Annotated in this window: 23 protein-coding genes; 7 read left to right on the top strand and 16 right to left on the bottom strand. The window is 46.9% G+C overall.

Features of this window, described 5'->3' with window-relative positions; translation table 11 throughout:
- Positions 1-23 precede the first annotated feature (23 nt).
- The 3 genes from QVE09_RS27620 to QVE09_RS27610 form a co-directional block, all read right to left on the bottom strand.
- Entirely contained in the window at positions 24-680 is a 657-nt protein-coding gene (locus QVE09_RS27620; RefSeq protein ID WP_315939394.1) for a hypothetical protein, read from the bottom strand.
- A gap of 35 nt (positions 681-715) precedes the next feature.
- Positions 716-1,768, bottom strand: a complete 1,053-nt coding sequence (locus tag QVE09_RS27615; protein WP_315939393.1) for a hypothetical protein — start codon at positions 1,766-1,768, stop codon at positions 716-718.
- An 89-nt stretch (positions 1,769-1,857) separates the two neighbouring features.
- A complete protein-coding gene (locus tag QVE09_RS27610) occupies positions 1,858-3,573 on the bottom strand; it encodes a DUF6138 family protein (RefSeq protein ID WP_315939392.1) in 1,716 nt (571 codons plus the stop codon).
- A gap of 331 nt (positions 3,574-3,904) precedes the next feature.
- Between QVE09_RS27610 and QVE09_RS27605 the strand changes: the two genes are divergently transcribed.
- Complete coding sequence (locus tag QVE09_RS27605) at positions 3,905-4,147, top strand: DUF7662 domain-containing protein (RefSeq protein WP_105407032.1); 243 nt, start codon at positions 3,905-3,907, stop codon at positions 4,145-4,147.
- Between the two features lie 368 nt (positions 4,148-4,515).
- Here the strand turns inward: QVE09_RS27605 and QVE09_RS27600 are convergent, their stop codons facing one another.
- From QVE09_RS27600 to QVE09_RS27590, 3 genes are all read right to left on the bottom strand, one after another.
- Positions 4,516-6,168, bottom strand: coding sequence for an extracellular solute-binding protein (locus QVE09_RS27600; RefSeq protein WP_315939391.1), 1,653 nt, complete (start codon positions 6,166-6,168; stop codon positions 4,516-4,518).
- Positions 6,169-6,310: 142 nt separating this feature from the next.
- On the bottom strand, positions 6,311-7,903 hold the full coding sequence (locus QVE09_RS27595; protein ID WP_315939390.1) for a response regulator transcription factor: 1,593 nt from the start codon (positions 7,901-7,903) through the stop codon (positions 6,311-6,313).
- On the bottom strand, positions 7,878-9,638 hold the full coding sequence (locus QVE09_RS27590) for a sensor histidine kinase (RefSeq protein WP_315939389.1): 1,761 nt from the start codon (positions 9,636-9,638) through the stop codon (positions 7,878-7,880). The genes QVE09_RS27595 and QVE09_RS27590 overlap by 26 nt, the downstream gene beginning before the upstream one ends.
- Before the next feature lie 161 nt (positions 9,639-9,799).
- Between QVE09_RS27590 and QVE09_RS27585 the strand changes: the two genes are divergently transcribed.
- The 3 genes from QVE09_RS27585 to QVE09_RS27575 all read left to right on the top strand — a co-directional run bounded on the left by QVE09_RS27585 (position 9,800) and on the right by QVE09_RS27575 (position 12,218).
- Positions 9,800-10,078, top strand: a complete 279-nt coding sequence (locus tag QVE09_RS27585) for a hypothetical protein (RefSeq protein WP_315939388.1) — start codon at positions 9,800-9,802, stop codon at positions 10,076-10,078.
- Between the two features lie 307 nt (positions 10,079-10,385).
- On the top strand, positions 10,386-11,306 hold the full coding sequence (locus tag QVE09_RS27580; protein ID WP_036668173.1) for an ABC transporter permease: 921 nt from the start codon (positions 10,386-10,388) through the stop codon (positions 11,304-11,306).
- A gap of 33 nt (positions 11,307-11,339) precedes the next feature.
- Positions 11,340-12,218, top strand: coding sequence for a carbohydrate ABC transporter permease (locus QVE09_RS27575; protein WP_017692164.1), 879 nt, complete (start codon positions 11,340-11,342; stop codon positions 12,216-12,218).
- A 48-nt stretch (positions 12,219-12,266) separates the two neighbouring features.
- Here the strand turns inward: QVE09_RS27575 and QVE09_RS27570 are convergent, their stop codons facing one another.
- From QVE09_RS27570 to QVE09_RS27540, 7 genes are all read right to left on the bottom strand, one after another.
- Positions 12,267-12,458: an aspartyl-phosphate phosphatase Spo0E family protein gene (locus QVE09_RS27570; RefSeq protein WP_315939387.1), complete on the bottom strand. Its 192-nt coding sequence runs from the start codon at positions 12,456-12,458 to the stop codon at positions 12,267-12,269.
- 245 nt (positions 12,459-12,703) lie between these two features.
- Entirely contained in the window at positions 12,704-13,723 is a 1,020-nt protein-coding gene (locus QVE09_RS27565) for a hypothetical protein (RefSeq protein ID WP_315939386.1), read from the bottom strand.
- A gap of 23 nt (positions 13,724-13,746) precedes the next feature.
- On the bottom strand, positions 13,747-14,745 hold the full coding sequence (locus QVE09_RS27560; RefSeq protein ID WP_315939385.1) for a cysteine peptidase family C39 domain-containing protein: 999 nt from the start codon (positions 14,743-14,745) through the stop codon (positions 13,747-13,749).
- A 28-nt stretch (positions 14,746-14,773) separates the two neighbouring features.
- Positions 14,774-15,475, bottom strand: a complete 702-nt coding sequence (locus QVE09_RS27555; RefSeq protein WP_315939384.1) for a WYL domain-containing protein — start codon at positions 15,473-15,475, stop codon at positions 14,774-14,776.
- Positions 15,472-15,693 carry a hypothetical protein gene (locus QVE09_RS27550; protein ID WP_315939383.1) on the bottom strand — a complete coding sequence of 74 codons (222 nt, stop codon included), beginning with the start codon at positions 15,691-15,693 and terminating at the stop codon, positions 15,472-15,474. Before QVE09_RS27550 ends, QVE09_RS27555 begins: the two co-directional genes overlap by 4 nt.
- Before the next feature lie 83 nt (positions 15,694-15,776).
- Positions 15,777-15,965, bottom strand: coding sequence for a hypothetical protein (locus QVE09_RS27545; RefSeq protein WP_074096524.1), 189 nt, complete (start codon positions 15,963-15,965; stop codon positions 15,777-15,779).
- Positions 15,966-16,136: 171 nt separating this feature from the next.
- On the bottom strand, positions 16,137-16,460 hold the full coding sequence (locus QVE09_RS27540; protein ID WP_315939382.1) for an ArsR/SmtB family transcription factor: 324 nt from the start codon (positions 16,458-16,460) through the stop codon (positions 16,137-16,139).
- Positions 16,461-16,665: 205 nt separating this feature from the next.
- On the opposite strand from QVE09_RS27540, the gene QVE09_RS27535 reads away from it, so the two are divergent.
- Positions 16,666-18,045: an MFS transporter gene (locus QVE09_RS27535; RefSeq protein ID WP_315939381.1), complete on the top strand. Its 1,380-nt coding sequence runs from the start codon at positions 16,666-16,668 to the stop codon at positions 18,043-18,045.
- Positions 18,046-18,242: 197 nt separating this feature from the next.
- On the opposite strand, the gene QVE09_RS27530 is transcribed toward QVE09_RS27535, so the two are convergent.
- From QVE09_RS27530 to QVE09_RS27520, 3 genes are all read right to left on the bottom strand, one after another.
- Positions 18,243-18,692 (bottom strand): nuclear transport factor 2 family protein, encoded by a 450-nt coding sequence (locus QVE09_RS27530; protein WP_315939380.1) that lies wholly within the window; start codon positions 18,690-18,692, stop codon positions 18,243-18,245.
- Between the two features lie 213 nt (positions 18,693-18,905).
- Positions 18,906-19,313 carry an RrF2 family transcriptional regulator gene (locus QVE09_RS27525; RefSeq protein WP_017692155.1) on the bottom strand — a complete coding sequence of 136 codons (408 nt, stop codon included), beginning with the start codon at positions 19,311-19,313 and terminating at the stop codon, positions 18,906-18,908.
- Between the two features lie 107 nt (positions 19,314-19,420).
- The gene (locus QVE09_RS27520) at positions 19,421-20,260 is read right to left on the bottom strand and encodes an AraC family transcriptional regulator (RefSeq protein WP_315939379.1); all 840 of its coding nucleotides are present in this window, start codon (positions 20,258-20,260) and stop codon (positions 19,421-19,423) included.
- Positions 20,261-20,378: 118 nt separating this feature from the next.
- Here QVE09_RS27520 and QVE09_RS27515 point away from each other — a divergent pair, with 118 nt between their 5' ends.
- Complete coding sequence (locus tag QVE09_RS27515) at positions 20,379-21,383, top strand: Gfo/Idh/MocA family protein (RefSeq protein WP_315939378.1); 1,005 nt, start codon at positions 20,379-20,381, stop codon at positions 21,381-21,383.
- A 20-nt stretch (positions 21,384-21,403) separates the two neighbouring features.
- The gene (locus QVE09_RS27510; protein WP_315939377.1) at positions 21,404-22,351 is read left to right on the top strand and encodes an aldo/keto reductase; all 948 of its coding nucleotides are present in this window, start codon (positions 21,404-21,406) and stop codon (positions 22,349-22,351) included.
- Positions 22,352-22,654 lie beyond the last annotated feature (303 nt).

Here is a 22,654-nt window from a genome sequence, read left to right as displayed (position 1 = left end):
GTTCGTCTGTCCCTATCCTGCAATTAACTCTCTACCTTGTTCATGACCTGGCGAAGCCAGTAATACCGATGCAAATCCATGATAAAATGAAATACCACAAAAGCCAGCATAATGTATACACACATTAGCACAACAGCCGCAGTCTGCTGTGTAACAAAGACCAGTGAAATATTGGCCAGAAGATATGCTCCGCCCGTAATCATCGTTATTGTGGCAACAGGCACACCCGTGCTTTTATCCCCTTTTTTACGCTGAGGGGGCTGCTGCTGCTTACGCAAACGAAACTTCACGTACTGGAACAAAGCAAAACCATATACCGCAAATGATCCAATGGCGTACCAAGGTGTCGACAGACCAAGTGTCCCGTAGGCAAACTTCTGTATAATCACCATAAATCCCACAGAACAAACGATGCCAAATACGCCTCGGAACAATACATAATTCAGTTGAAGTCTGCGTGGGGCAGCAATCAGGGCAATCGCCCATATATTCATAAAGGCTAGTGGTGGCACGAGAATATACGCATACAGCGATTGGAACGGGACACTGAACACGGGAATAAGCAGAAATACGTTAAGAAAAAACAGGACAAGTATGCCTGCACTCAACCGAATACCATCTACCGCATAGATGACATAAGGTGAATCTTCATACGGTTTCAAACGTTTATTATTCACCATTATAGCTCTTCCTTGATAGATTCGTTTCGTCATGATTACAATGCCAGTTCAGCCAAACGAACAACCCTGCGATACACCATCGCATCCATCAAATCCTCCCAATCGAGTTCACTGGCATTAACGTCTCGATAATACACCGCAGCAGCAGGCAAGAAACCAACCAGCGGCCCTGTACCACCACATATCAGGCTACCGCCGTCTCCGCCTTTGGGCATCACATCCCCAGCCGAATCGAGCGTAAGCTCATATTTGTAGGGATCACCAGCAAATTGCACCCCGAAGAAATTCGGCATTTCCAGATCATAGGGACAATCATCCTTTTTTTTAACCCGTGACGAGGCCGTCTCTGCCGATCCATTCACAATCTCATCCACGCCTTCCAGACTTCCAAAGTGCTTCAATCTCATCGTATAGTCGAAGCTGTCACCCCAGGGAAATAACGTGCGACAACCGCCGCCATAGATATACTCCCATTCGTCTTCGGTCAGCAAACCAAAACCCGCCGCAGCTTCCTCCCTCACAACGTCTTCCAACTCTATTCCTTCGTTGAACCATAGGATTCGGACTTCATTCTCACTTTGGCGAATCAGACGAAATTGTTGATGCAATTCGTATTCACGTATCTCCGATTGCTTAAACTGCTCCAGTGCTGACGGGAAATCAGGATCTTCCTGTGCAAATGCTTCCTCCTCGGACACTTCAATCCAGCCTAGCGAGATCAGTTCGCATTCAACAAGCATCGGCGCAATGTTGACCGTTCTTACAGGTGACATTTGACTCACCAGAAACGAATCCACGTCCTCCACACCATACTCACTGACCGTTTCATGCAGGTCGGCTGAGGTTTCTTCGTTCATACCATGCTGCCAACGATCCCAGCCGAGGGTTATGCGGTCCCCAGGTACAAATACAAACCTCTCCTCCTCATGCCTAAACACTCCTGTCTCGATTCGCTGACCGAATCGTTCAAATGTCTCGAGACCCTCATATACCATACCTTCCGGTAACTGATGAACCAGCTTACGCATCCAAGCCTCTTTGTCCTGGGCATTCAACCCCTGCCACATGTCTCGTCTTAATGCTTCCATAACTCTCCCCACCTTTACTTATACACTTCCACTTCTCTAAAATGCTTTACTGGCTGGTACAGCACAATCTGACTTGCCTTGTTTGCATTCTATTTCCCTGCGGCCTGTAACAGTTCCAGCAATAATTCCTTCCGTCTTCCCTCCGCTTTGCGAGCGAGCGTTGTGAGCTTCTCCACCTTGCCGAAGATCGGATAGAGTACATGTTCCGCTTCATAATGCTCAAGTTCTTGAATCTGTCTAACCAACAGTTCGAGTATTTCCTCATTCTCCAGCTCAAGCTGAATCTTCAGCTTCAGACTGTCCGTCGAACGACGCAAGCTGGCGACTAACGCAGGTATGGATTGGGCCGTTACACCCTGTTTTTCCACAAATGCCGCAATGAACTTATCCTGAATTAACTGATGCTCATCATCCACTTCACCCATGTAATATTCAACCAACGGGAAATACCGCTCATCCACAAGCCCCAGCCCAAAGGTTGCATAACTGCCCGGCATACAGCTTTTCTCTCCCTCGGTATCCTCATAAAACTCGAACTCTTGGATAGCCTCACGTGCATACTCTTCCAGGAGTGGATGCAACTCCGGGTACTCCAGTGCATTGGCAAAAAATCGGTGGGTATCCGACTTCGCGAGTCCTTTGATCGGCAAATACTGTTTTATGCTGGACTTGAGCTTGATCTTATAACTTTTCGGAAAGCCCTGTTTCATTAAATGAGTGATAAAGGTAAGTGCCTGTTGATAGGCACCCGGCTCTTCCTTACGTATGTGAATGGTCATCAGAGCAAATACATCATTTGCTTTGCATTCTACTTCTTCCGTTTTCACATGAATATCGTCCTTCGCATACGTCCCGCTACCTTCTGTCATCATACGTGCCGCACGTTTGCTACCGAGTTGCTTCGCGAGTTCCAAGAAAGTCACACCTTTGGGTTTGCTATAACTTGGCTCAAAACGTAGAATCATGACCGCCGCGTATAACAGCAGATCGATTGGTTGAGTCTCGGATGTTTGCTGCTTCCCATGCTCGTCCGAACGTTGACCTGTCTGTGTTTCAATGTTGGATTGAAGCGTTGCTCCGGGCTTAAGCGAATATTCATTGGTACGATAAGCCGAAGACTGCACATCATAATACTGTGGCAAAAACTGATTCTCCACCCATGCCGTCACTGCATGAGTAATCTCACGACGATGTTCCGCAAGTGCATCCGGACGCCCCTGATTCAACTCTTGAATCCGGTCATACTGCCTGATCGTCCATGCTACATCCAACTCCGGGAACAGCTTTGGATCGAGCAGATGACTCGTCAAAAAGAAGGATTCCAATGGCTTTGTTGGATATGTACTGTTCTCCAGCTTCTTATCAATATATGTATGAATGCGCTCAAGCAACTGCTGCTTTTTCTCTTCATTGATATATTCCAGTAACGTCAATTGCAGTTTCCCTTCTGTTGTAGGGAATTTACCACGGAAGGTGAAGTGGTAGTCAATCAACGGTGTGTTAGCCAGCTTGTCCAATCTTCCCTGAACAACCTCTACAAGCTTAGGCCCGATCTCATTCCGCACCTGCTCCTCGGTAAAGGCTCCTGCCTGCTTCGATTTCAGACCATCATCCAAACCCAGATCCACACTGTCTACTGTAGTCCGTCCAGGTCTATAATCCAGCAAAATATCATTGAAGATGCCTACTTGCAGCGTAGTTCGCTTCGTAACATTTTCCAAGTCATCCCGCTTTTCCTGTTCATCAAACCATTCATGAATTGTCGTCATCATCTCTTCCATTGCCTGGTCATAAAGTGTACTCATCTAATCTCCTGCCTTCCTATACATCTAATGATGTTCACCAACCACACTTGAACCTCTATGAATCCCGGAACATTCCGGGGCATCTATGTTATAAATACGTATTGATGTTTGTATACTACCTATTATTTTACTCTCTCCAGCACACCCGGAACAATAAGGCAGCAGGGGGAGAAAAGATGGTGAAAGATGCCCTTAAGTGGTATTTAAGACATGCCCTAGTCAAAGAGATCTACAGATGCCTTTCACATCTATGTAGGCTCTCGGTATGCCCTCGCTATCATCATCCCTACGTTGTATAATTATTGTATTCCTTTTCAGGAGGTTCGAATAAATGAGCTACAGCAAATACTTCCCCTTGGAAAACTATTTGAATCAGGTTTCAATCACCCTTACATACGCAGAGCTTGAGGAGATTCTCGGATTTACGTTACCCCCTACAGCGTATAATCGCGAACAATGGTGGGTGAATAATTCCATGAATCATACACAGGCACTATCTTGGTTAAATGCCGGATGGAAAGTGGAGAATGTGATTTTAGGAAAAAACGTTACCTTTGTCCGCTGCGAGTCATAATCGATCTGTACGATATAGATTGAACTAAAGATTATTCACACTTAAAACTCCAATGACAGAACAACCTTCCGATCGCTGTTATCCCCAGATTTTTTTTCATTCACTCTTACAAAGGTGACAATCTAGGGATAAAGGCGAGACTATGCTTCCGATGCAGCTTTCTTTCAGAAAGCTTTTAGCTTCGCTTCTTCAGGTTATTTCTGCCCTCTCCGTTCTCGTGTGAATGTTTTAGTTCAATTTATATAGATTATTGGTATCCACTTCAAGGCTCTATTTTTCTTATCCTTGTTGTTTTTATAATATGGAAGATGCCTACTAAAAAAGCAGGGTAGACTGATGAATTCATCAGTTCTCCCCTGCTTTGTAAATTAATTTACTGTCTTATACCACTCGTTCACTTCGGCGGTAATATCATCGCCGCCCATGGATTTCCACTTCGTCACAAACGCATCAAATTCCTCAATGCCTACCTGACCATAGATGATCTTGCTGAAAGTATCTTTCTCCAACTTGTCGATTGCGTCCTTCTTCATTTTCATCGTCTCGGTTGGTGCCCCGGTGAACTTGTTCTTGATCGCGTTATCTTTATTTGCAACGACCACCTCAGCGGCTACAAATACTTCCGGTTTGTTGGCAATCTTCGTATTTTTCTCAAAAGGAGTCTCCGGTTCCTTGCCCTTCGCAAGTTCCGCCAGCGTATCCATCATCAGATTCGGAATTCGTGCACCATCATACGTAATTGTATATTTGAGTGGTGATACGCCATCCTTCACTTCGGCTTCACCAACCACTTTGCCGTCCACGATGTCATAGTCGTATCCTTGCGCGAAGCCATGTTCGAACTCGCTGCCCACTTCCGGATTAGCAAAGTTGTCGAACAGATAATTTTGGTACGTGAAGAAAATCTCTGGGTTCACCATATCCTTGTTAATCAGTACAACGCCGTTACTTGCACCAGATCCATGTTGGTGGCTCTCGCCTGTTGGCCCTGTAGGTAAGGCAATAGCCTTGTACGTGGCACCGTCCACATTTTTCTTCACATCATCAATCGGCCAGTTTGGCATCCAGTGTGGCCCCACAATAATGCCTGCTTTACCTGCGGTGAACAATTCTGCTGCCTTGATCTCGTCATATACGCCTGCTTCTTTGGGCAGATAACCTTTGGACAACCAATCTTTCATCGTTGCAAGGCCTTCCTTCACACCTGGCTGAATGGAACCATATTGCAGTGTTCCGTCTCCGGCATCATTCCACTGTCCTGGCATCGTGTTGTACATGCCGAAGATCCAGCCGGATTCCGTCATCCAGGTATTGAGCGCATTTTTCATGCCCACGGTCAGACCATACGTATCTTTTTTGCCGTTCCCATCGGGGTCTTGATTCGTAAAAGCATCCATGACCGTAACCAGCTCATCCATGGTTTTTGGTTCTTCCAGTCCCAGCTTCTTCAGCCAGTCTTCACGGATAAACATGACTGAATCGCCGTTGTAGGCATAATCGAAGATTGGAATGCCATAACGCTCGCCCTCATACATGTACGGATACCATTCCTCCGGCGCCGATTCAGATGCCTGTTTCCATGTGTCCGAAGCATACTTGTCAAACAGCTCGCCTGCATTGGCAAATTTACCGGACTCAATTAATTCCCGGACCAGATTGTAGTCTCCCCGAATGGATACGATATCCGGCAGTTCTTCGTTAGCGGACAGCGACAAGCGTAATTTCGTGTAAAATGCATCATTGGTCACCGATACAGCCCATGGTGTGGTCAGATCGATGCCAAGTCGTTCCTTGGCCCATTTGGTATGCACATTGTTCTGTGCCGTTTCCCCATTCTTGAATTTCGTATCATCATTCCAGGCCCGCAAATAACTCATCTGTACCGTCGGTTCATACTTCCCGTCTTGCAGAGCAAGTGGTGCAGCGGCTTCCTTGGCCGGTTCTTCCTTGGCCCCCGAACTGCATGCCGTTACAGCAACCATCGTTATTGCGAGTAATGCCGTCATCATTTTTCTATACATGAACTAACCCCTCCTCAGGTAACTTGGATACCCTTATGTGCCAAATGCACCTCTGCATGTGGCATTATGCACCTTACATGAAAAGGATAGTGCAGCCGGGGAGGCAAACATATATCACAATTTCAATGTTCATATTGATTTGTTAACCGTTCCGAAAATCCTGCGGGGTCAATCCATAATGTTTGCGGAACACCTGAATGAAATAAGGCGTGTTATTGTACCCCACTTCCTGACCGACTTCATAGATCTTCATCGCCGTATGCTTGAGCAAATGAACCGCACGTTCCATTCTGGAACGGATAATATAATCACTAATGCCTTCACCGGTGGATTGTTTGTACATTTTCGATAGATATACCGGGTGAAGATGCACCTCTCCGGCAATGACCTGCAACGATAGATCCTCACCCAGATGATGGTCGATCCATTGTTGCACCTGCCGGATCAGCGTTGATCCCGCATCCTGTCCCGCATCGCTGGTGCTCTCTTGCCACTGCTGCATCACACATCTGGTCCACGTTTCCAGACTACGCAGCGAGATACCATAACCATCCTTGAGCAACTGCTGGTACTGCTCCCCAAGCACTTCGGCTAACTGCCTTCCTTCCCGATGAGCCATATAGGAGAATGCTGCCGCCAGATAATGAAAAGCCACATACACATGCTCCGGGAACACACTGTTCGACAGTTCGGCAAAGATCTGATCAATCTTACGGTGTGCATCCTCCATACGCCCGGCTTCCAGTAACGTCGTCAGACCCGGCGGTTCATACAGTGCTGCAAGAGACTTCAACGTAGCCCCATTAGAGCCTGTTGCCGCATTCAGATGTAATCCTTTGCCTGCCTCTGCTCGCTTTCGAAGCGCACTCACGGCTTGATGATATAGCTGCGGCACCTGATCTGGAAAACGTCCCATACGACTAACAGACAGGGAAATGGTCGCCTTCAGATACTGCCTCACACTGTGGATCAACCGTTCTCCAAGCCGACCCATTAACATTTCAGGTTCAGCCTGAGTTTGTTTGGGACTGGCCATGAAGACCAGGTCATCGTAGGCGTCATCCGTATGACAGAGATGATAGGTACTCCCGTAGATCTCTTCCACCACATTCGAGATGGCGTACTTCATCAATCGAAACGCTTTATGTGTAGGTTGATGGTCATCATAACGGATGAGCAGCAGTTGCATTTTATCCTGTGGACGGAACCCGATCTCCAATTGCTCCAGCTTACCTTCGAGTTCAGCATCCGCAAATTTATGCCCTAACAGTACATCCTTCATCAGCTCTGCCCGCTTCTCGGGCAGATGTTCCCTCACTGAATACATTGCCTGCTGATGCAGCATTTGTTTCTCACCCTCCAGGCGAATCTGCACGGCGGCCTGCTGCACGGATTCGATCAGTTCTTCATCCCGAACTGGTTTGAGCAGATAACTGACGGTCCCATGTTTGAGCGCCTGCTTCGCATAATCGAAGGAAGCATGCCCCGATAAAATAATACATTTGGTCTGTTCCCACTTTTGGCGGATGTGACTGACCAAGTCCAGACCGGACATACCCGGCATGCGAATATCCGTGATAATAATATGGACCTGATGTGATGCCATATGTTCCAAGGCTTCTTTGACAGAATAGGCTTTGAATACCTGACCAATCCCGTGTTCCCTCCACGGTATGGAGACAGCGATCGACTCTACTGCGGAATGTTCATCATCCACGACCATCAGATTCATCATACGTCTGATCCTCCTCAAACCATCGAATTTCTACACTAAGCCCACCATAGGGAATCGCTCCAAAATGAAGCCCGGACGACAGCCCATATCGCGTAACGAGACGCTGGTGCACATTCCATGTTCCTGTTCCAATCTCCTCACCCATTGGTTCATTGATCTCCCGTTCCAATTCTGCAATCTCTTCCGCTGTCAGCGTGACACCATCATTGTCTACAAACAGGCTGTATCTTGTATATTTTCGTCCCTCAATATGTTCGGGTACCGCCATTCCCGTTACGACGACATGCCCACTGCCTTCCATCGGCTCGATGCCGTGGATCACCGCATTCTCAACGATCGGCTGAATGAGAAGCCGTGGAATGTGGAGCTGCATCAGTTGCTGCGGTACGGCGATCTCATAGGTCAGTCGGTTGGTCCGCATCTGCTGAATAGACAGATAATGGTCCAGCAGCCGAATCTCTTCTTCTACTGTCGTCATGTCATTCTCGCCCCGCGTAATGTAGCGATAGTAGTCTCCCAGACTTAGCGACATGGCAATAACCGCTTCACGGTTGCCAAGCTGGGTCATATTTTTGATATAAAACAGGCAGTTGTACAGGAAATGCGGATTGATCTGTGATTGCAGATGTTTCAGTGTGGCTTCCCGTGAGCGGATACGTTCCTCGTATACCTTCTCGATCAATTCCTGAATCTGTTCCGCCATATGGTTGAAGCTCTGGGTCAGGTACGCGAATTCATCACGGGAGTGATCGACTGGAATCCGAGTGGACAACTGGCCTTTGCGAATCTGTTGCAGCCCTCTCATCAAACGATGGATGGGCACCTGGACTTTTCGATACAAAAGCAGTGCAGCCCCGATACTCAGCACGAGCAGTAACAGAATGGAGGTAATGAACATATTCCGGCTCTTGTCCATTGGGGTTAGTAAATCATCCAATACCACCGGGTTCACGTATACCGCTTGCAGTTGTTTGGAGTGCACGTAACTGACCAAATATTGTTTGTCACCCACCTCCAGCTGATGATTACCTTCCCGCTCCGGTCCGTCAAAAGGGATATCTCGCATAATCGCTTCGACCAGTTCGGGGTCCGCCGTACGGTTCAGCAACGGATCTTTACCTGGTACGAGCAAGAAAGGATCTCCTCCCTGCGTTTCTTTGAAATCATCCAACATGGCAACCACGTTCATCGGGTCAAAATTAATCTCCATCACCGTTCGCACGCCTGTGTTCATCGGTTTTTCATTCCACTCATAGTTATCCGTGAAAAAGTAAGTGAAACTCCCCTGCTCCAGCTGCCATTGGCCCGGTTGCGGAAACGTCAACATCTTCTCATCGTAGACCGTCCGGCTGGACATGGTGGACAACACAAGTTCCGCTTGTGGCAGCACAATGGTAATATCATTCTTCCAGCGGCTGGTGGACTGGTACAATGATAATTTGTCGAGGATATCCAGATAGATGCTGTTTTTCTCATATTGGCTGGTGGAGTCCGTCATGTAACGATAATGCAGGATACTGGGATCTCGCAGCAATGTCAGGCCATACAGTGAGAGCTGCTCGATATTTTTATCCACCTGGGAACTGAAATAATTGAACTGGTTCAGACTCGACTGTTGTTTCTCTTCAACGACCATATCCACATTAGCCTGATTCGCATATGTATAGAGCAGCAGAATGGGTACCAGCAGGCAAATTAAAAGAATGACCGTCTTCGCAAATACTGTGAATTTCATCGTTTCACCCTGTCCCTGAATTTGAAGTCGTTCTACACCGAAGTCCTATTTTATATTGAAAGCCCTTACAATTCTATATGATTTTTTGTTCTCCCGCTTTCCTGTGACTGGAAATCCTCTTATACTGGGAGTGAATCAACATTTCGTGAGGGGGCCCTATGATGAAACTGACAGAACAAGGCATTTTGCACATTGAAGAGGAAGATATCTCCACGATGTATTGTTATCGGGATCGGGATGGGATGGCATTTGATGCTTCGTTCCTGTTTGAGTTACAGTTTCATGAATTAACCTTATCTCCAGGCAGTGTTCGGGCGATTCAGTTTGATTTTGAGGAAGAGGAAGCCCCTCTCTATGAAGAACGGGAACGTCTGGTGGCCGAGGTGCAGTCAGCGCTTCGTACCGTTGATGCGCAGTATGATGGGTCCATTGTGAAATGATATAGGCACGTTCAGCATGAAGGACATATCGGAAGCAGAGAGCATATGGCAGGAGCACAACCTGAAGACAGGGGCATTGGACTTTACAGTCGGATGCTCCTTTTTGCCGTTTCCATCAACAAGTTAATATTTCAACATCCGCATTGAAATGTTGTTCTATAGTCCGCCCTTTTCCATTGCTATAATTCAGTTGCTCCACTCTGTGCAGAGGCTAGCTTGCCTCATGTTGCCGGTGCTGGACGAGAAAAAAGGAGGGACCCTGATGGCTATCGAACAACCGTTAACAACCAATACGCCGGTGCGAAAAATGACACCCCATCCACGCAAACGTACCCGCTGGAATTTCAAACGCACATGGCCGCTGCATCTGATGCTGCTGCCTGCTGTACTGCTCACTTTACTGTTCGCCTATGTGCCCATGGGCGGCATTATTATTGCTTTTCAAGACTTCAAACCGTGGCTGGGGTTCACTGGCTCCAAATGGGTGGGCTGGGACAACTTCCGGTTCATGTTCGAATATCCCGACAGCGTTCAGGTCATCTGGAATACGGTTCTGATCGCTTCGATGAAAATTGTGGCCGGACTTGTGGCCCCCGTGGTGTTTGCCATTTTGCTGAATGAAGTTCGGAACTCCACGTTCAAACGTTTCTCACAGACCTTGGTATACCTACCCCACTTCCTGTCCTGGGTTGTCCTGGGCGGCATTCTGCTCGATATGTTATCACCGGAAGGTGGGCTGGTAAACCAGGTGTTAGCCGCGGCTGGTGTTGAACCGATCTTCTTTCTGGGAGATGGTGACTGGTTCCGTGTAACGGTGGTTGTCAGTGATGTGTGGAAGGAATTTGGATTCGGAACAATTGTATTTCTGGCAGCACTTGCGGGCATTAACCCGGCATTGTATGAGGCTTCCGAGGTGGACGGGGCAACACGACTCAGACAGACACTACATATTACCCTGCCTGCACTTGTGCCGATGATTATCGTGGTAGGTACGTTATCACTGGGCAATATCCTGAATGCAGGCTTTGACCAGATCTTTAACCTGTACAATCCGCTGGTATATGAGAAAGGCGATATTATCGATACCTTTGTCTACCGGATGGGAATTCTGAATGGCAAAATGAGCTTTGCGACCGCCGTTGGACTATTCAAATCATTTGTCGCAATGTTCTTGGTCATCTCTGCGTACCGGATGGCGTACAAAATCGCCAATTATCGTATTTTCTAAAGCGTTAGCATAATGCATTAAGGAGGAATCAAGGTGTATCACAAAACAACCGGGTACCGTATATTCAATGGCTTCAACCTGATATTCATCGCGGCCGTCTCCATCCTGTGCATCCTGCCGCTGGTCCATATTCTGGCGGTTTCCTTCAGTGGTAAAGCGGCAGCATCCGCCAATCTGGTGACACTTTGGCCGATTGATTTTACGGTGGACGCCTATACCAAAACATTTGGTAACAGTAACTTTCTGAGTGCACTCTGGATTTCAGTCCAACGTACGGTACTGGGTACACTGCTCAGTATGACACTTGTCTTCCTGACGGCTTATCCTTTATCCAAGGAGAGTCTGCATTTCAAGGGGCGCTCGTTATACGCGTGGTTTTTCATCTTTACCATGCTGTTCAGCGGGGGATTAATTCCGTCTTATATCTTGATCCAGAAGCTTGGGCTGATTAATACAATGTGGGCTCTCATTTTGCCAGGAGCGGTGGCTGTCTGGAACCTGATTCTGATGATGAACTTTTTCCGCAACGTGCCAAAAGAGCTGGAAGAAGCTGCATTCATTGATGGAGCCAACCATATCACAACTCTGTTCAAAATCTATCTGCCTGTATCCATGCCCGCCATTGCCACGATCTCCTTATTCACCATGGTAGGTCAATGGAATTCCTGGTTTGACGGGTTGATCTATATGAATGATGCTTCCAAATATCCACTTGCTACGTTAATGCAGACCATAATTGTACAGCAAGATTTCTCCAACATGAACGTGGATGCAACGCAGCTCCAGAACATGTCTCAACGTACGGTGAACGCGGCCCAGATCTTTATTGGCGCTCTGCCAATCCTGCTCGTATATCCGTTCTTGCAGCGTTTCTTCGTAAAGGGAATTGTGCTCGGGGCGGTAAAAGAGTAAGGCAAACACACGGAATCCCTTCATGGGATTCTTCTTCATTCTATAAGGTCAAGATTTCAGTTGATTCGAGCTCGCGCTCCCGCGAGTTGCGTTGTTATATTCATTAATTAACTCATCCAGCACCATGGATTGGCGAATAACCTCTGGATGCCATAGTTCCGGGTATTGAGCTGCAATCTGGTAGAGCCTTTGCCGTGCATGTTCGATACATTCCTGAATGGTTTCCGGATTATGTACCATACTCCCGCCCCCTGTTGTCCTTAAATATCCATCATCCAAAAAAGACCATCTAATATAATATTCGGAACAATAGGGGGTTTGGATTACCCCAAAATTAAAATTTTGGTTATTTTTTCTTGTAAAACATGAAATATACACATCTTCTCGGTTCAACATTCCGACAAGCAAATAAAACCGGGTAGGCTCTCATGGCCCTTCCGGTTTTATTCATGCTGTACTTTTCAATTTTCTCTATCATGCTCCATTTATCTTAAACCGACGTTATCAAACCGATTGGCTATTGTCTCGGGAAATGCATGTTTAATGGCATCAATGGCATGTTGTTCCGTTGCGCCTGCCTTCCGGATAAGCTCAATCACGCTTTGCACACAATCTGGTTCCTTCGTATTCCATGAGATTGAATCATTAACTACATCAACAATCTCCGAATACAGTTCTGCGAGCAATGCATACTCATGCATGACATGAACCATCCGAGCTGTTAGGTACTCAAGCCCTGCAACATAAGAGGCAATGTCCAGTCTTGATCTGGCATAATAGCGCAGTACAGTTGCCGCTTGTTCTGTGTCATATGTTCCAGACTGCAAAGTAGCAGCCATAACCGTATACGCAGCCGCTCCACAGGCATAGTCCTGGGACGGCAGCATATAGTCATGGGTTTCCCATTTGTATACAGCCTGAATTAATGATTCCTTGCAAACTTCCCATAGATCAACAGATTCATGAGATTCCAGCACCTGATAGTACCAGTATGGCGTACTGTTCCTGCCAAATGAATCATAGGGCAGACGAATGACTTCATGTCCTTCACTTTCTCCAATAAACAGCACCTGCTCCTCATCATCATATCCGGCAGCAATGACAAATTGATCATGCCAGAGAATCGCACCTACGCCCCGGTCAATGGAAGCTTTGATATCCAGCACGGCCTGCTTCTGATAGAGCGGAAAAGTCGGTTCAAATGAGAATCCACCATGTTGTCCCGTTGTTACGCCAAGAAAATCAGCCGCCACAAAGTTCTCTGCCATCCAGTTGTATGCCGAGATAGATTCGGCGGTCAGACGCCGATCCACCACTAATCTGAATGCACTTGCTGTCATGCCTGCAATCATGTGGCGCGGGAAATCCATCCACTGTGTGTGCAATAAAATGCGGTACATCGCATCTGTATACGAACCCACACCGTTCCATGATAGGTGTGCATCCGCAGAGGTTGGGGCTTGCGGGAAGCGAATCAAGTCCTGCAATACTTTGGCTGCCATCATCCGTCACTCCTTCCTCCCTCATTCTATCGTGCTGAATGTGCCCCCCACCGTGGTACAGTGGACCGTTTACGGTCAGGATACTTCCTCGATATCACTCGAAAATAATCAATAGCCTGCTCTTCCAATGCTTTTGCCTTCACTAGTACCTGTGCTAGATCTTCTGTCGTATCTGGTCGCAAGACACGTCTATTTTCCTGCTGAACCATATATCCTTTCATTTGGTCAATTAACGTCCCAAGCTGTTCATAACATGCATAAGCCTGGTCCAGTTCGTTCCATATCCCTCGAACATCCTGCAAATACATCCTTATTTCCGTTCTAGCATGGCAGAAAGATTCCAAAATATAACCCGCACCCGACTCATCAAAATCCCCACTCCGCAGGGCCTCCACCCACACATCATATGCCTTTCTACCTGAAGCAATATTCTGATCAGGCAGCAGACGATAGGGAATATCCCAATCCTCAATCGCCAGTCGCAGGGATTCCAGCAGCATCTGTTGTTCAGGGATACGGACCTGCTCACCAAACACCTGACAATACCAAAATCCGGTAAAGTTTAAGCCGAAATTGTCATACAACAAAATCTGCGGTTTCTTGCTCCATCCGTCTTGCACATAAAAGATGCGGTCACTGTCATCATATCCATGAATAACACCGAACTCAGGAATCCAGTAGATCACACCAGTGCCTTCATCAATACTACGTCTCACCCAATTCACTGCATCCTGCTGGTAATAACCAAACGTGGAATGACGTGTACGTCCCCCATCCCAGATCGTGAATATCCCCACGTTATCAACTCCGGGACGATGTGCTTCCCCCCATTGTCCATACGCTGTAACCGACATGGGAAGTAGTCGGCGATGCACCGACAGCTTGAAAGCCATGCCCGTATATCCGGCAAGTACAACCTTGGAATCTTGAAACTGGCCCGTATGGGTGAGTATCGCATGCAGACTATCCACGTACGATTTGGACTCCCGCTTCATGATGAGGTTATTTAACATATTCTCAGCCAAGAACGTACCTTCTCCTCTCTACATCGGTTTATTCCACGTTTTGCTTATGTTGTATCGCGAGCCTGTGGATCAACCCTTCTGCGCTTTGCTGAAGCTTGCGTCTAAGCCACTCAGGAGACAAAAGTTCCTCCCATTCGCTAATAAACAAATGCTGCAAGAAAGCATCCGTGTCATAAAATTCAATTGAATAAATCTGATCTTGCCTAGCCTGGATACGATACCCTTGCCATAGGTCCATTTGCTGCAATTCTTTCAAGCGAATCTCAGCTACAAACGGTTTACGCACAGGCAGTGGTTCTTCCCATCCACCTAGGAGAGCATCTGGCCTGTACTCAAATCTCTCATCCAAGATCGATACATGAACAATGCCTTCCAAGCGAATGGCCACTTGCTGCACAGGATCTGCTTCATAACCCACCACGTAATCGGCGTTAAACTGGGATATCATCTTCAATGGACACAAGGAAAACTGCCGTTCTCCATCGTGATCCCTGTAATGAATATGTACTCTGCACAATTCAGTTATGGCATGGGACAACAATTCAAAGAATTGCAGCTGCTTCGGTTGCGCCGAAAATACCGGAAGCTCGCTACTTCCCATTTGTTGTTCCTCCAACGTAAAACGCTCCAGCAAATGTGCTACACGTTTCACCGCGTCTGCTTGATCATAATCGTAATGTCGATATCGATGCGCAAGATATTTCAGTACACGTTGCTCTTCTTCGGTCATATACAAATGGGCAATCGAAAAGTCTGATCTTCATAACAATAGCCCCGATATTTTGCCATATACATCAAAGGGGCTCGCAGGGAACTTGCCATATATTCAATATCACGCTGAGCCTGACGACGGGAGATTTCAAACTCACGGGCAAGCCAGCTGCTATTCGGAAAACGTCCACCCCGAATCTGTTCGTCAAACCAGTGAATCCGATGCATGTTACTCATCTTCCCGCCCCCATCTCATCCATCCCTAATATATTCGATTATATCAAAAGACATGGCCCGTTCCGAAGAACAGGCCGGTTATGTTATACGTGTGCCTTATCCACTCTGGATTGCACGGCTTTGAAGCATTTCTTGCATACTTTCAGACTTGTACCGTCTGTTTTTGTTTGCGTATACAACAATTTAATTCGGGTACTGCTACACACCGGGCATGTTCCCCGGCCCCTGGAAGGAAGACTCCACAAGACGCGTCCTCTTTTAGTTTTTGCCAATGGTTGTGAACCTCTTTTCGATATGGTTTGTGTGTTCACCGTTATTATATAGGGCCTGGTACGACACAGAATGTCGCATCAGTATTAGAAGTATTTCAAAAAGTCCCCAATTGATCACGAAGTATTAGAAAATAAAAATGTCCCCTCTTCGACCTGAAGAAAGGACAACATTTAGGAAAGATCTGTGCTCGTCCGAGCGGCAGCCTGCAATAATGGTTGCAAGAGTCCTGGAAATCGTGTTTCCAGATCTTCGGACCGCAGGGTGAGAAAATGCTGTGTACCCTGCACTCTGACCCGAATAACTCCGGCTTCCCGCAGGGTCCGAATGTGGTGCGACATCGTTGACTTCACAACAGGTGCATGAAAATGACTGCATGGCTGCTCCCCACTTCTGGCAGCCTCGGCAACAATCCCAAGACGGGTCGGGTCGCTTAGTGCATACAATACGGAGGAAAGTTCAATATCTGATACTTGTGGATGGTGTAAAATCTTCATACTGTAGTCTCCTTTTTTCAGACTATCCATTGTATTTTAACACAGATCCATGATATATTTCTAATGTTCGATACCAATCGAACTTTAATGATTTCGTTATGTAACCCCTGCTGTTAGGCACGGGATTGACATCATACTACATTTTGCAAATGTTACACACCGTTTCTGAAATGTTGCGAAATACACATCACTTTAGGAGGTTTTTATGAACAACACCGCAACCGCATCATCAGGGGAACGGACCGGAATACAGGAAGGATTAATCGTAGGCTTACTTGGCTTTACCGTTGTACTCGTTGTTATGAATACAATGATGTTTAATCTGGCCCTGCCCAAAATTGCAGCCGAATTTATGCTTACATCCGTCGCTTCCTCTTGGATTGTTACAGGGTATTCCATTGTATTTGCCATTTCCTCGATTACGTTCTCACGTCTATCGGATTTCATACCTATTCGTACATTATTCACGACCGGGCTTACGTTACTTGGTGCAGCATCCGTTCTCGGGTTCTTCAGTAATCATTTCATCATTTTGCTTATTGCACGTCTGATTCAGGCTGCGGGTGCTGCTTCGGTTCCGGGGCTAGCCATCGTGCTGATTACCCGGTACATTCCACATGATCGCCGGGGTAAATCGATGGCGGTCATCATGTCAGCAAGTTCACTGGGGCTTGGACTTGGTCCCGTCATCGGCGGAAGTATTACTCAGTTTCTGGGATGGCATGATCTGTTTATCGTTACGGGATTAACGTTATTCTTGATTCCTGTATTCTTCAAACTGCTTCCTCGGGAAACAACGCAAAAAGGTTCATTTGACCTGCTGGGTGCTGTGCTTCTTGCTATCGGTACTACAGGTGTGCTGTTATTTCTGACTTCCCGTCAGTGGTTCACGCTTGTTATCGGTGTTGCGGCACTACTTCTGTTCTGGCTCCGAATTCGGCGCGCGGCAGATCCATTTGTTCAACCTGCTTTGTTCAAAAACAAAAAATATATGATGCTCAGCTCGCTAGGTATTGTATCGTACATTAATAACTTCTCAACGTTGTTCCTGTTACCTCAAATTTTGGCGCATTTATATGGACTGACACCTGCTCAATCCGGACTCGTCATCTTCCCGGGTGCAGTCGTATCCATGCTGCTGTCCAACCGAATCGGCCGTATGATTGACCGACATGGCAATACGTTGCTGTTGAAATTTGCACCATGGTTGCTACTTGCTGCTGCCGGATTGTTCGCCTTATTTGCAGACAATAACATCTACGCCATCATGGCCGTGTATGTCCTGCTCAGCGTAGGCTTCTCTTCCCTAACCACCAGCGTGTCCAATGAATTGTCTGGCAATCTGACCATGGATCAGGTGGGCGCAGGTATGGGGCTGTTCCAACTCAGTCAGTTCTTCAGCGGTGCCTTCAGTGTTGCTGTTACTGGCGTAGCGTTGACTGCGATGCAAAACATGCCACTGTCCTCAGCGTACACCAATATTTTCTGGGGTATGACCGTAGTTGCACTGGCATCCGTTATTTTCTCTCAGGTGTATCTGAGAATGCAGTCACGGAAAGTCACGGAAACAAGTAGCCGGATCTAACATCATATTTAACCAAAAGAAGTCAGGAAGGGACCTTCGGGTTCTGGACCTGACTTTTTTTCTATCCCATTTTTCTGTACATGTGTCAGCTCCCCTCTCCCACAAACACCAAACAGCCCCAAGGACGCGTTCATCACGCTCCTCGGGGCTATTATTTTATGGTTGACCAACTTCTCTATTCTTCTACACTGATTATACTATTCAAACAGGTCCAAACGAAGACGTTTCAGACTTGTATGTTTGATGTACCACTGGCCTTCGATTTTGACAAAAGTCTCATGGTAGTGTCCAAATCCGTGGAAGGATTTGTTTTCATTGCCCTCCGGGAACGTTACCCAATCTTCCATTGGGGAGATGACCTTTGCTTCGTTCTCAGATACAAATTCAACTTCGGCGCTATGAACATGATGCACGGTTACGGCAACATCCACCAGATCACGGAATACTTGTACGATTGTATCACGGCCTGTTAATACCGGAATTGGATTACCTTCTGTGCTGAAATCGGCCACTGCATCCGGAGCAAACACATCACCCAAGGTATCCCACTGTTTTGTATCAATATAGCGGCAATAGCGCGCCTTGGTGTTCCGAATGTTTTCCAGCGCGAGCAATTGTTCCAGTCCTGTGATCGTTGATTGGCTCATGTGTTGTCCCTCCAGAGATGTAAAATGTGATGTAAGATTTGGATCATGTATGTATGCATACTATACCTTCCTTATTGTACCATTCGGCTTCTATTAGGTACAACGATACAAAAAAATCTTTCCTTACCTCTCGCGAGGTTGGGGAAAGATCTGGATATACCTATGTGGCAGACGAGTTAACCACGTCCATCGAAACTTCACTTCTAGTGCAAGTTACAGGGAATGTGCACCCTTCATCTGGGAAGCCAGTTCTGACATTTTTTTATTGTTCAAAAAACTTTCCATCTCTTCTTCCGCCTGCACCATCACCTGCTGGATCAAACAGCCTGCGTTATGATTCTGACTACATTCGAACAGGGACGCCTGACCTTCAATCGCATGAATGATCTCCAGGAAAGAAGGATCAGGATTTTTACGACTAAGCCGGTAGCCACCATTGGCACCAGAAGTCGATTCGATCATGCCCGCCTTAACCAATTTGGTCAAAATTTTGGACAGATACGTTGGTGACACCTTCTGCAATTCTGCAAGTTGGTGTACACTAACCAGCTGTTCGGGGGCAGTACTTACAAGATGAAGCATCGTATGCAAAGCATAATTTGTCGCTTTTGAATATTTCATGAGGGCACCTCATTATATACGGATTTAATTTATCCATAATAGACTTGATTAAGCTCTCTGTCAAACCACTATACCTCAAGTGCTGGCAACATCGAAAGGATACGGGGTTAATTGTGATACAATCCGCGGTAATCCGTAGGGGTCATCCCCTCATGAGCCATAAACTGGCGGTTAAAATAACTGGCATTGGGATACCCCGCTTCCTCCGCGATTTGTCCAATGTTGGCCGTAGGCCGTTCGAGTAACCATTGCTTCGCCATCTGTAGTCGTGAACGAGTGATAAACTCCATAGGCGTCATCTCCACAGCACTCTTGAACATTTTACAAAAGTAATACGAACTCACCCCTGCAAGATCCGCCCAGTCCTGTAACAGGAAAGGTTGACAGGCCTCTTGCTGCATCTGTGGAAGAAGTGCAAGAACCCGACTCTCCGCCTTACTTGTAGTACGTGTGCTCTTTAAAGGTACCGCATGCTGCACGAACTCGGCGAGTACAGCATAGGTCAGTGTGGATAGCTGAGCCGGACGCAGCATCGTGTTCTGTTCCGCTTCAGTCAGCAAGGCCAGATGAGCCTCTTCCCAAGAGCTGCGTTGCCGCAGTGTCCATAATAGATTGCGATGTAACCCCCGCTCGATCATATAATCATGCAGACGTTCACCGTAAAAATGAACCCATCGTACATCCCACGGATCATCTTCACTACTATAATAATGCTGTCGCTGCTGCGGGAAATAGAGTACGGCCTGACCTGCGCGAAGCTCATGCACCACCCCGTCCACCTCCACATATCCCTTGCCCGAAGCGACATAGTGAATATTAAAATTGTTCAGTGCACCTGCCTCCCGCAACACGGAATGCTGGACGTGGTCCATATAATGTCCAACGGATTCGGGATAACAAAAATATGGAATATCCTGCAGGGTAAGCAATACGGTTTGTCTCATCATAGCCGGTTCTCCTTGATCAACAATATTGTGTTAACTAACTTCAATATATTATCATTTTAATTCATTGGTCTATTCTTTATAATCACAATATACATTTATACACAGGAGGATACAACACATGAATTCAGTTCAAAAATTGCGTTGGGGCATTCTTGGTAGCGCTAGCATTGCTGTGGAATCCGTCATTCCAGGCCTGCAGCAATCCGATTTGAATGAAGTAACCGCGATTGCCAGTCGAGACGAAGATAAAGCCAAACAGACGGCCGAACAACTTGGGATCGACAAGGCTTATGGCAGTTATGAAGCTTTGCTCGCTGATGATTCCATTGATGCCGTATATATCCCACTGCCGAATCATCTACATCGGGAATGGACGATCCGGGCTGCTGAAGCAGGCAAACATATTTTGTGCGAAAAACCACTGGCTCTGACAGAACAGGAAGCTCAGGAGATGGTTCAAGCTTGTGCAGATGCAGGTGTGCATCTGGCTGAAGCATTCATGTACCGCCATCATCCACGATATGAGCAGATCCGAGATATCATTGCCAGCGGTGAGATTGGTGAGATCCGTGGTATGCACAGCACATTTTCATTTAATAACTCCAATGCATCCGGCAATGTCCGCTTTCGGCGGGATTGGGGCGGAGGTGCACTGTATGATATCGGATGTTATTCCATCAGCGTAGCACGTCTGCTGCTTGGTCAAGAACCAAGTGCAGTTACCGTTATTGGCATGTTCTCCCCACAGCATGATCAGGTCGATATGATGGCTTCCGGACTGCTGGAATTCGATAATCACGTTGGCGTGACGTTTGACAGCAGCATGTGGGCAGCTTTCCGCAACACGCTGGAGGTATTGGGATCCGACGGGATTATTGAAGTCCCTTCGGCATTTATCAGCGGACAGGACCGCAGTTCCAACTTCTATGTAACGGCTGGTGGTGAACGCAGAGAGATTGAAGTCCCGCAAGTGAACCACTACTCTCTACAGGGAGATGATATGGCACGTGCTGTACTTCAGGGCAAGGATCTGCGCTTCGCCCCTTCCGATGCGGTAGCTAATATGAAAGTACTGGAAGCTTGCCTTCGTTCAGCGGAAGAACGTACACGAATTACACTATAATTGAGAGGATGAACTGACTTATGGAATATATCGAAATTGCTGGTGCAGGTAAACGTATCTCCAGATTGATTAAAGGAACCGATTATTTCGTGCATAATGCCTACGATAAAGCAGCTACGAACATGGATGCTTTTCTGTCGATTGGCGGTAACACTGTAGATACAGCACATATCTATTGTGGTGGACAGAGTGAGGAAGTCCTTGGTCGTTACATGAAAGAACGTGGTAACCGCGACCAGATCGTCATTCTCACCAAAGGCGCGCATCATGACCAGAATGGACCACGTGTGAACGCTGATGCCATCCGCAGTGACTTGATGGAAAGTCTGGAACGTCTTCAGACAGATCACGTAGAGATGTATGCCTTGCACCGCGATGATCCCAATACCCCTGTCAGTGTTATTCTTGAAGCACTGAACGAACATATTGAATCCGGTAAAATCGGCGCAATTGGCGCCTCCAACTGGACCTGGCAGCGGCTCGAGGAAGCCAATGCATATGCTGCGGCAAATGGCCTGAAGGGCTTCACATTCAGCAGCCCAAATCTCAGTCTCGCCAAGGCAAACGAACCTTTCTGGGAAGGCTGTGTGTCAGCAGATGCAGAGACGCTCGCATGGCATGAGCAAACCAAACTACCATTGCTATCCTGGTCCTCCCAAGCGCGTGGTTTCTTCACTGGAAGATTCACACCTGAAGTTCTGGATAACGAAGATCTGGTGCGTGTATTCTACAGTGATGGCAACTGGGAACGGTTGCGTCGGGCTGAACAATTGGCTAATTCGAAGAAAACATCACCCATTCAGATTGCACTCGCTTATGTATTGAATCAGACGTTCCCAACCTGTGCCCTGATCGGTGCTCAGAATCAGGCGGAGCTGCTGTCCTGTGACGAAGGTTCCCGCATCACGCTGACTCCTGCTGAAATAACATGGCTGGATCTGGGCAGTGATGTACCGGCTGGCATCTAAAGAAAATTAATCATTCGATCATTAATTTTAATGACTCTAAGGGGCTGATATTCCGCGATAACGCGTAATATCAGCCTTTCCTGTTGTGTAAAAGCGATCCACTATTGTAAACCCTATTGCACAATTACCGTATCCTTGTTCACTTTCCCCCCACTTGCCCGGGAACAAATAAAGAAGGACTTACCCCAGAATAAAATGTACCCTATAAGATGGACACTTTAAAAAAGGTCATCTTGTAGGGTCTTTTTGTGTACAATGAATAAAAAAACGAGCGGTGGTCAAGCGAATGTCAAAAAAACACTT

Source organism: Paenibacillus sp. ClWae2A, assembly GCF_032452295.1.
In the GTDB taxonomy this organism is placed as follows: domain Bacteria; phylum Bacillota; class Bacilli; order Paenibacillales; family Paenibacillaceae; genus Paenibacillus.
The sequence above is the reverse complement of the archived record's forward strand: the minus strand, read 5'-3'. Positions and strand labels throughout refer to the sequence as shown.

Coding starts and splice junctions, on each gene's coding strand:
- QVE09_RS27600 (WP_315939391.1), bottom strand. CDS start 6,168: ATGTATAGAAAAATGATGACGGCATTACTCGCAATAACGATGGTTGCT.
- QVE09_RS27620 (WP_315939394.1), bottom strand. CDS start 680: ATGGTGAATAATAAACGTTTGAAACCGTATGAAGATTCACCTTATGTC.
- QVE09_RS27520 (WP_315939379.1), bottom strand. CDS start 20,260: ATGATGAGACAAACCGTATTGCTTACCCTGCAGGATATTCCATATTTT.
- QVE09_RS27590 (WP_315939389.1), bottom strand. CDS start 9,638: ATGAAATTCACAGTATTTGCGAAGACGGTCATTCTTTTAATTTGCCTG.
- QVE09_RS27535 (WP_315939381.1), top strand. CDS start 16,666: ATGAACAACACCGCAACCGCATCATCAGGGGAACGGACCGGAATACAG.
- QVE09_RS27530 (WP_315939380.1), bottom strand. CDS start 18,692: ATGAGCCAATCAACGATCACAGGACTGGAACAATTGCTCGCGCTGGAA.
- QVE09_RS27510 (WP_315939377.1), top strand. CDS start 21,404: ATGGAATATATCGAAATTGCTGGTGCAGGTAAACGTATCTCCAGATTG.
- QVE09_RS27570 (WP_315939387.1), bottom strand. CDS start 12,458: ATGGTACATAATCCGGAAACCATTCAGGAATGTATCGAACATGCACGG.
- QVE09_RS27585 (WP_315939388.1), top strand. CDS start 9,800: ATGAAACTGACAGAACAAGGCATTTTGCACATTGAAGAGGAAGATATC.
- QVE09_RS27540 (WP_315939382.1), bottom strand. CDS start 16,460: ATGAAGATTTTACACCATCCACAAGTATCAGATATTGAACTTTCCTCC.
- QVE09_RS27565 (WP_315939386.1), bottom strand. CDS start 13,723: ATGATGGCAGCCAAAGTATTGCAGGACTTGATTCGCTTCCCGCAAGCC.
- QVE09_RS27550 (WP_315939383.1), bottom strand. CDS start 15,693: ATGAGTAACATGCATCGGATTCACTGGTTTGACGAACAGATTCGGGGT.
- QVE09_RS27595 (WP_315939390.1), bottom strand. CDS start 7,903: ATGATGAATCTGATGGTCGTGGATGATGAACATTCCGCAGTAGAGTCG.
- QVE09_RS27525 (WP_017692155.1), bottom strand. CDS start 19,313: ATGAAATATTCAAAAGCGACAAATTATGCTTTGCATACGATGCTTCAT.
- QVE09_RS27515 (WP_315939378.1), top strand. CDS start 20,379: ATGAATTCAGTTCAAAAATTGCGTTGGGGCATTCTTGGTAGCGCTAGC.
- QVE09_RS27610 (WP_315939392.1), bottom strand. CDS start 3,573: ATGAGTACACTTTATGACCAGGCAATGGAAGAGATGATGACGACAATT.
- QVE09_RS27580 (WP_036668173.1), top strand. CDS start 10,386: ATGACACCCCATCCACGCAAACGTACCCGCTGGAATTTCAAACGCACA.
- QVE09_RS27605 (WP_105407032.1), top strand. CDS start 3,905: ATGAGCTACAGCAAATACTTCCCCTTGGAAAACTATTTGAATCAGGTT.
- QVE09_RS27615 (WP_315939393.1), bottom strand. CDS start 1,768: ATGGAAGCATTAAGACGAGACATGTGGCAGGGGTTGAATGCCCAGGAC.
- QVE09_RS27555 (WP_315939384.1), bottom strand. CDS start 15,475: ATGACCGAAGAAGAGCAACGTGTACTGAAATATCTTGCGCATCGATAT.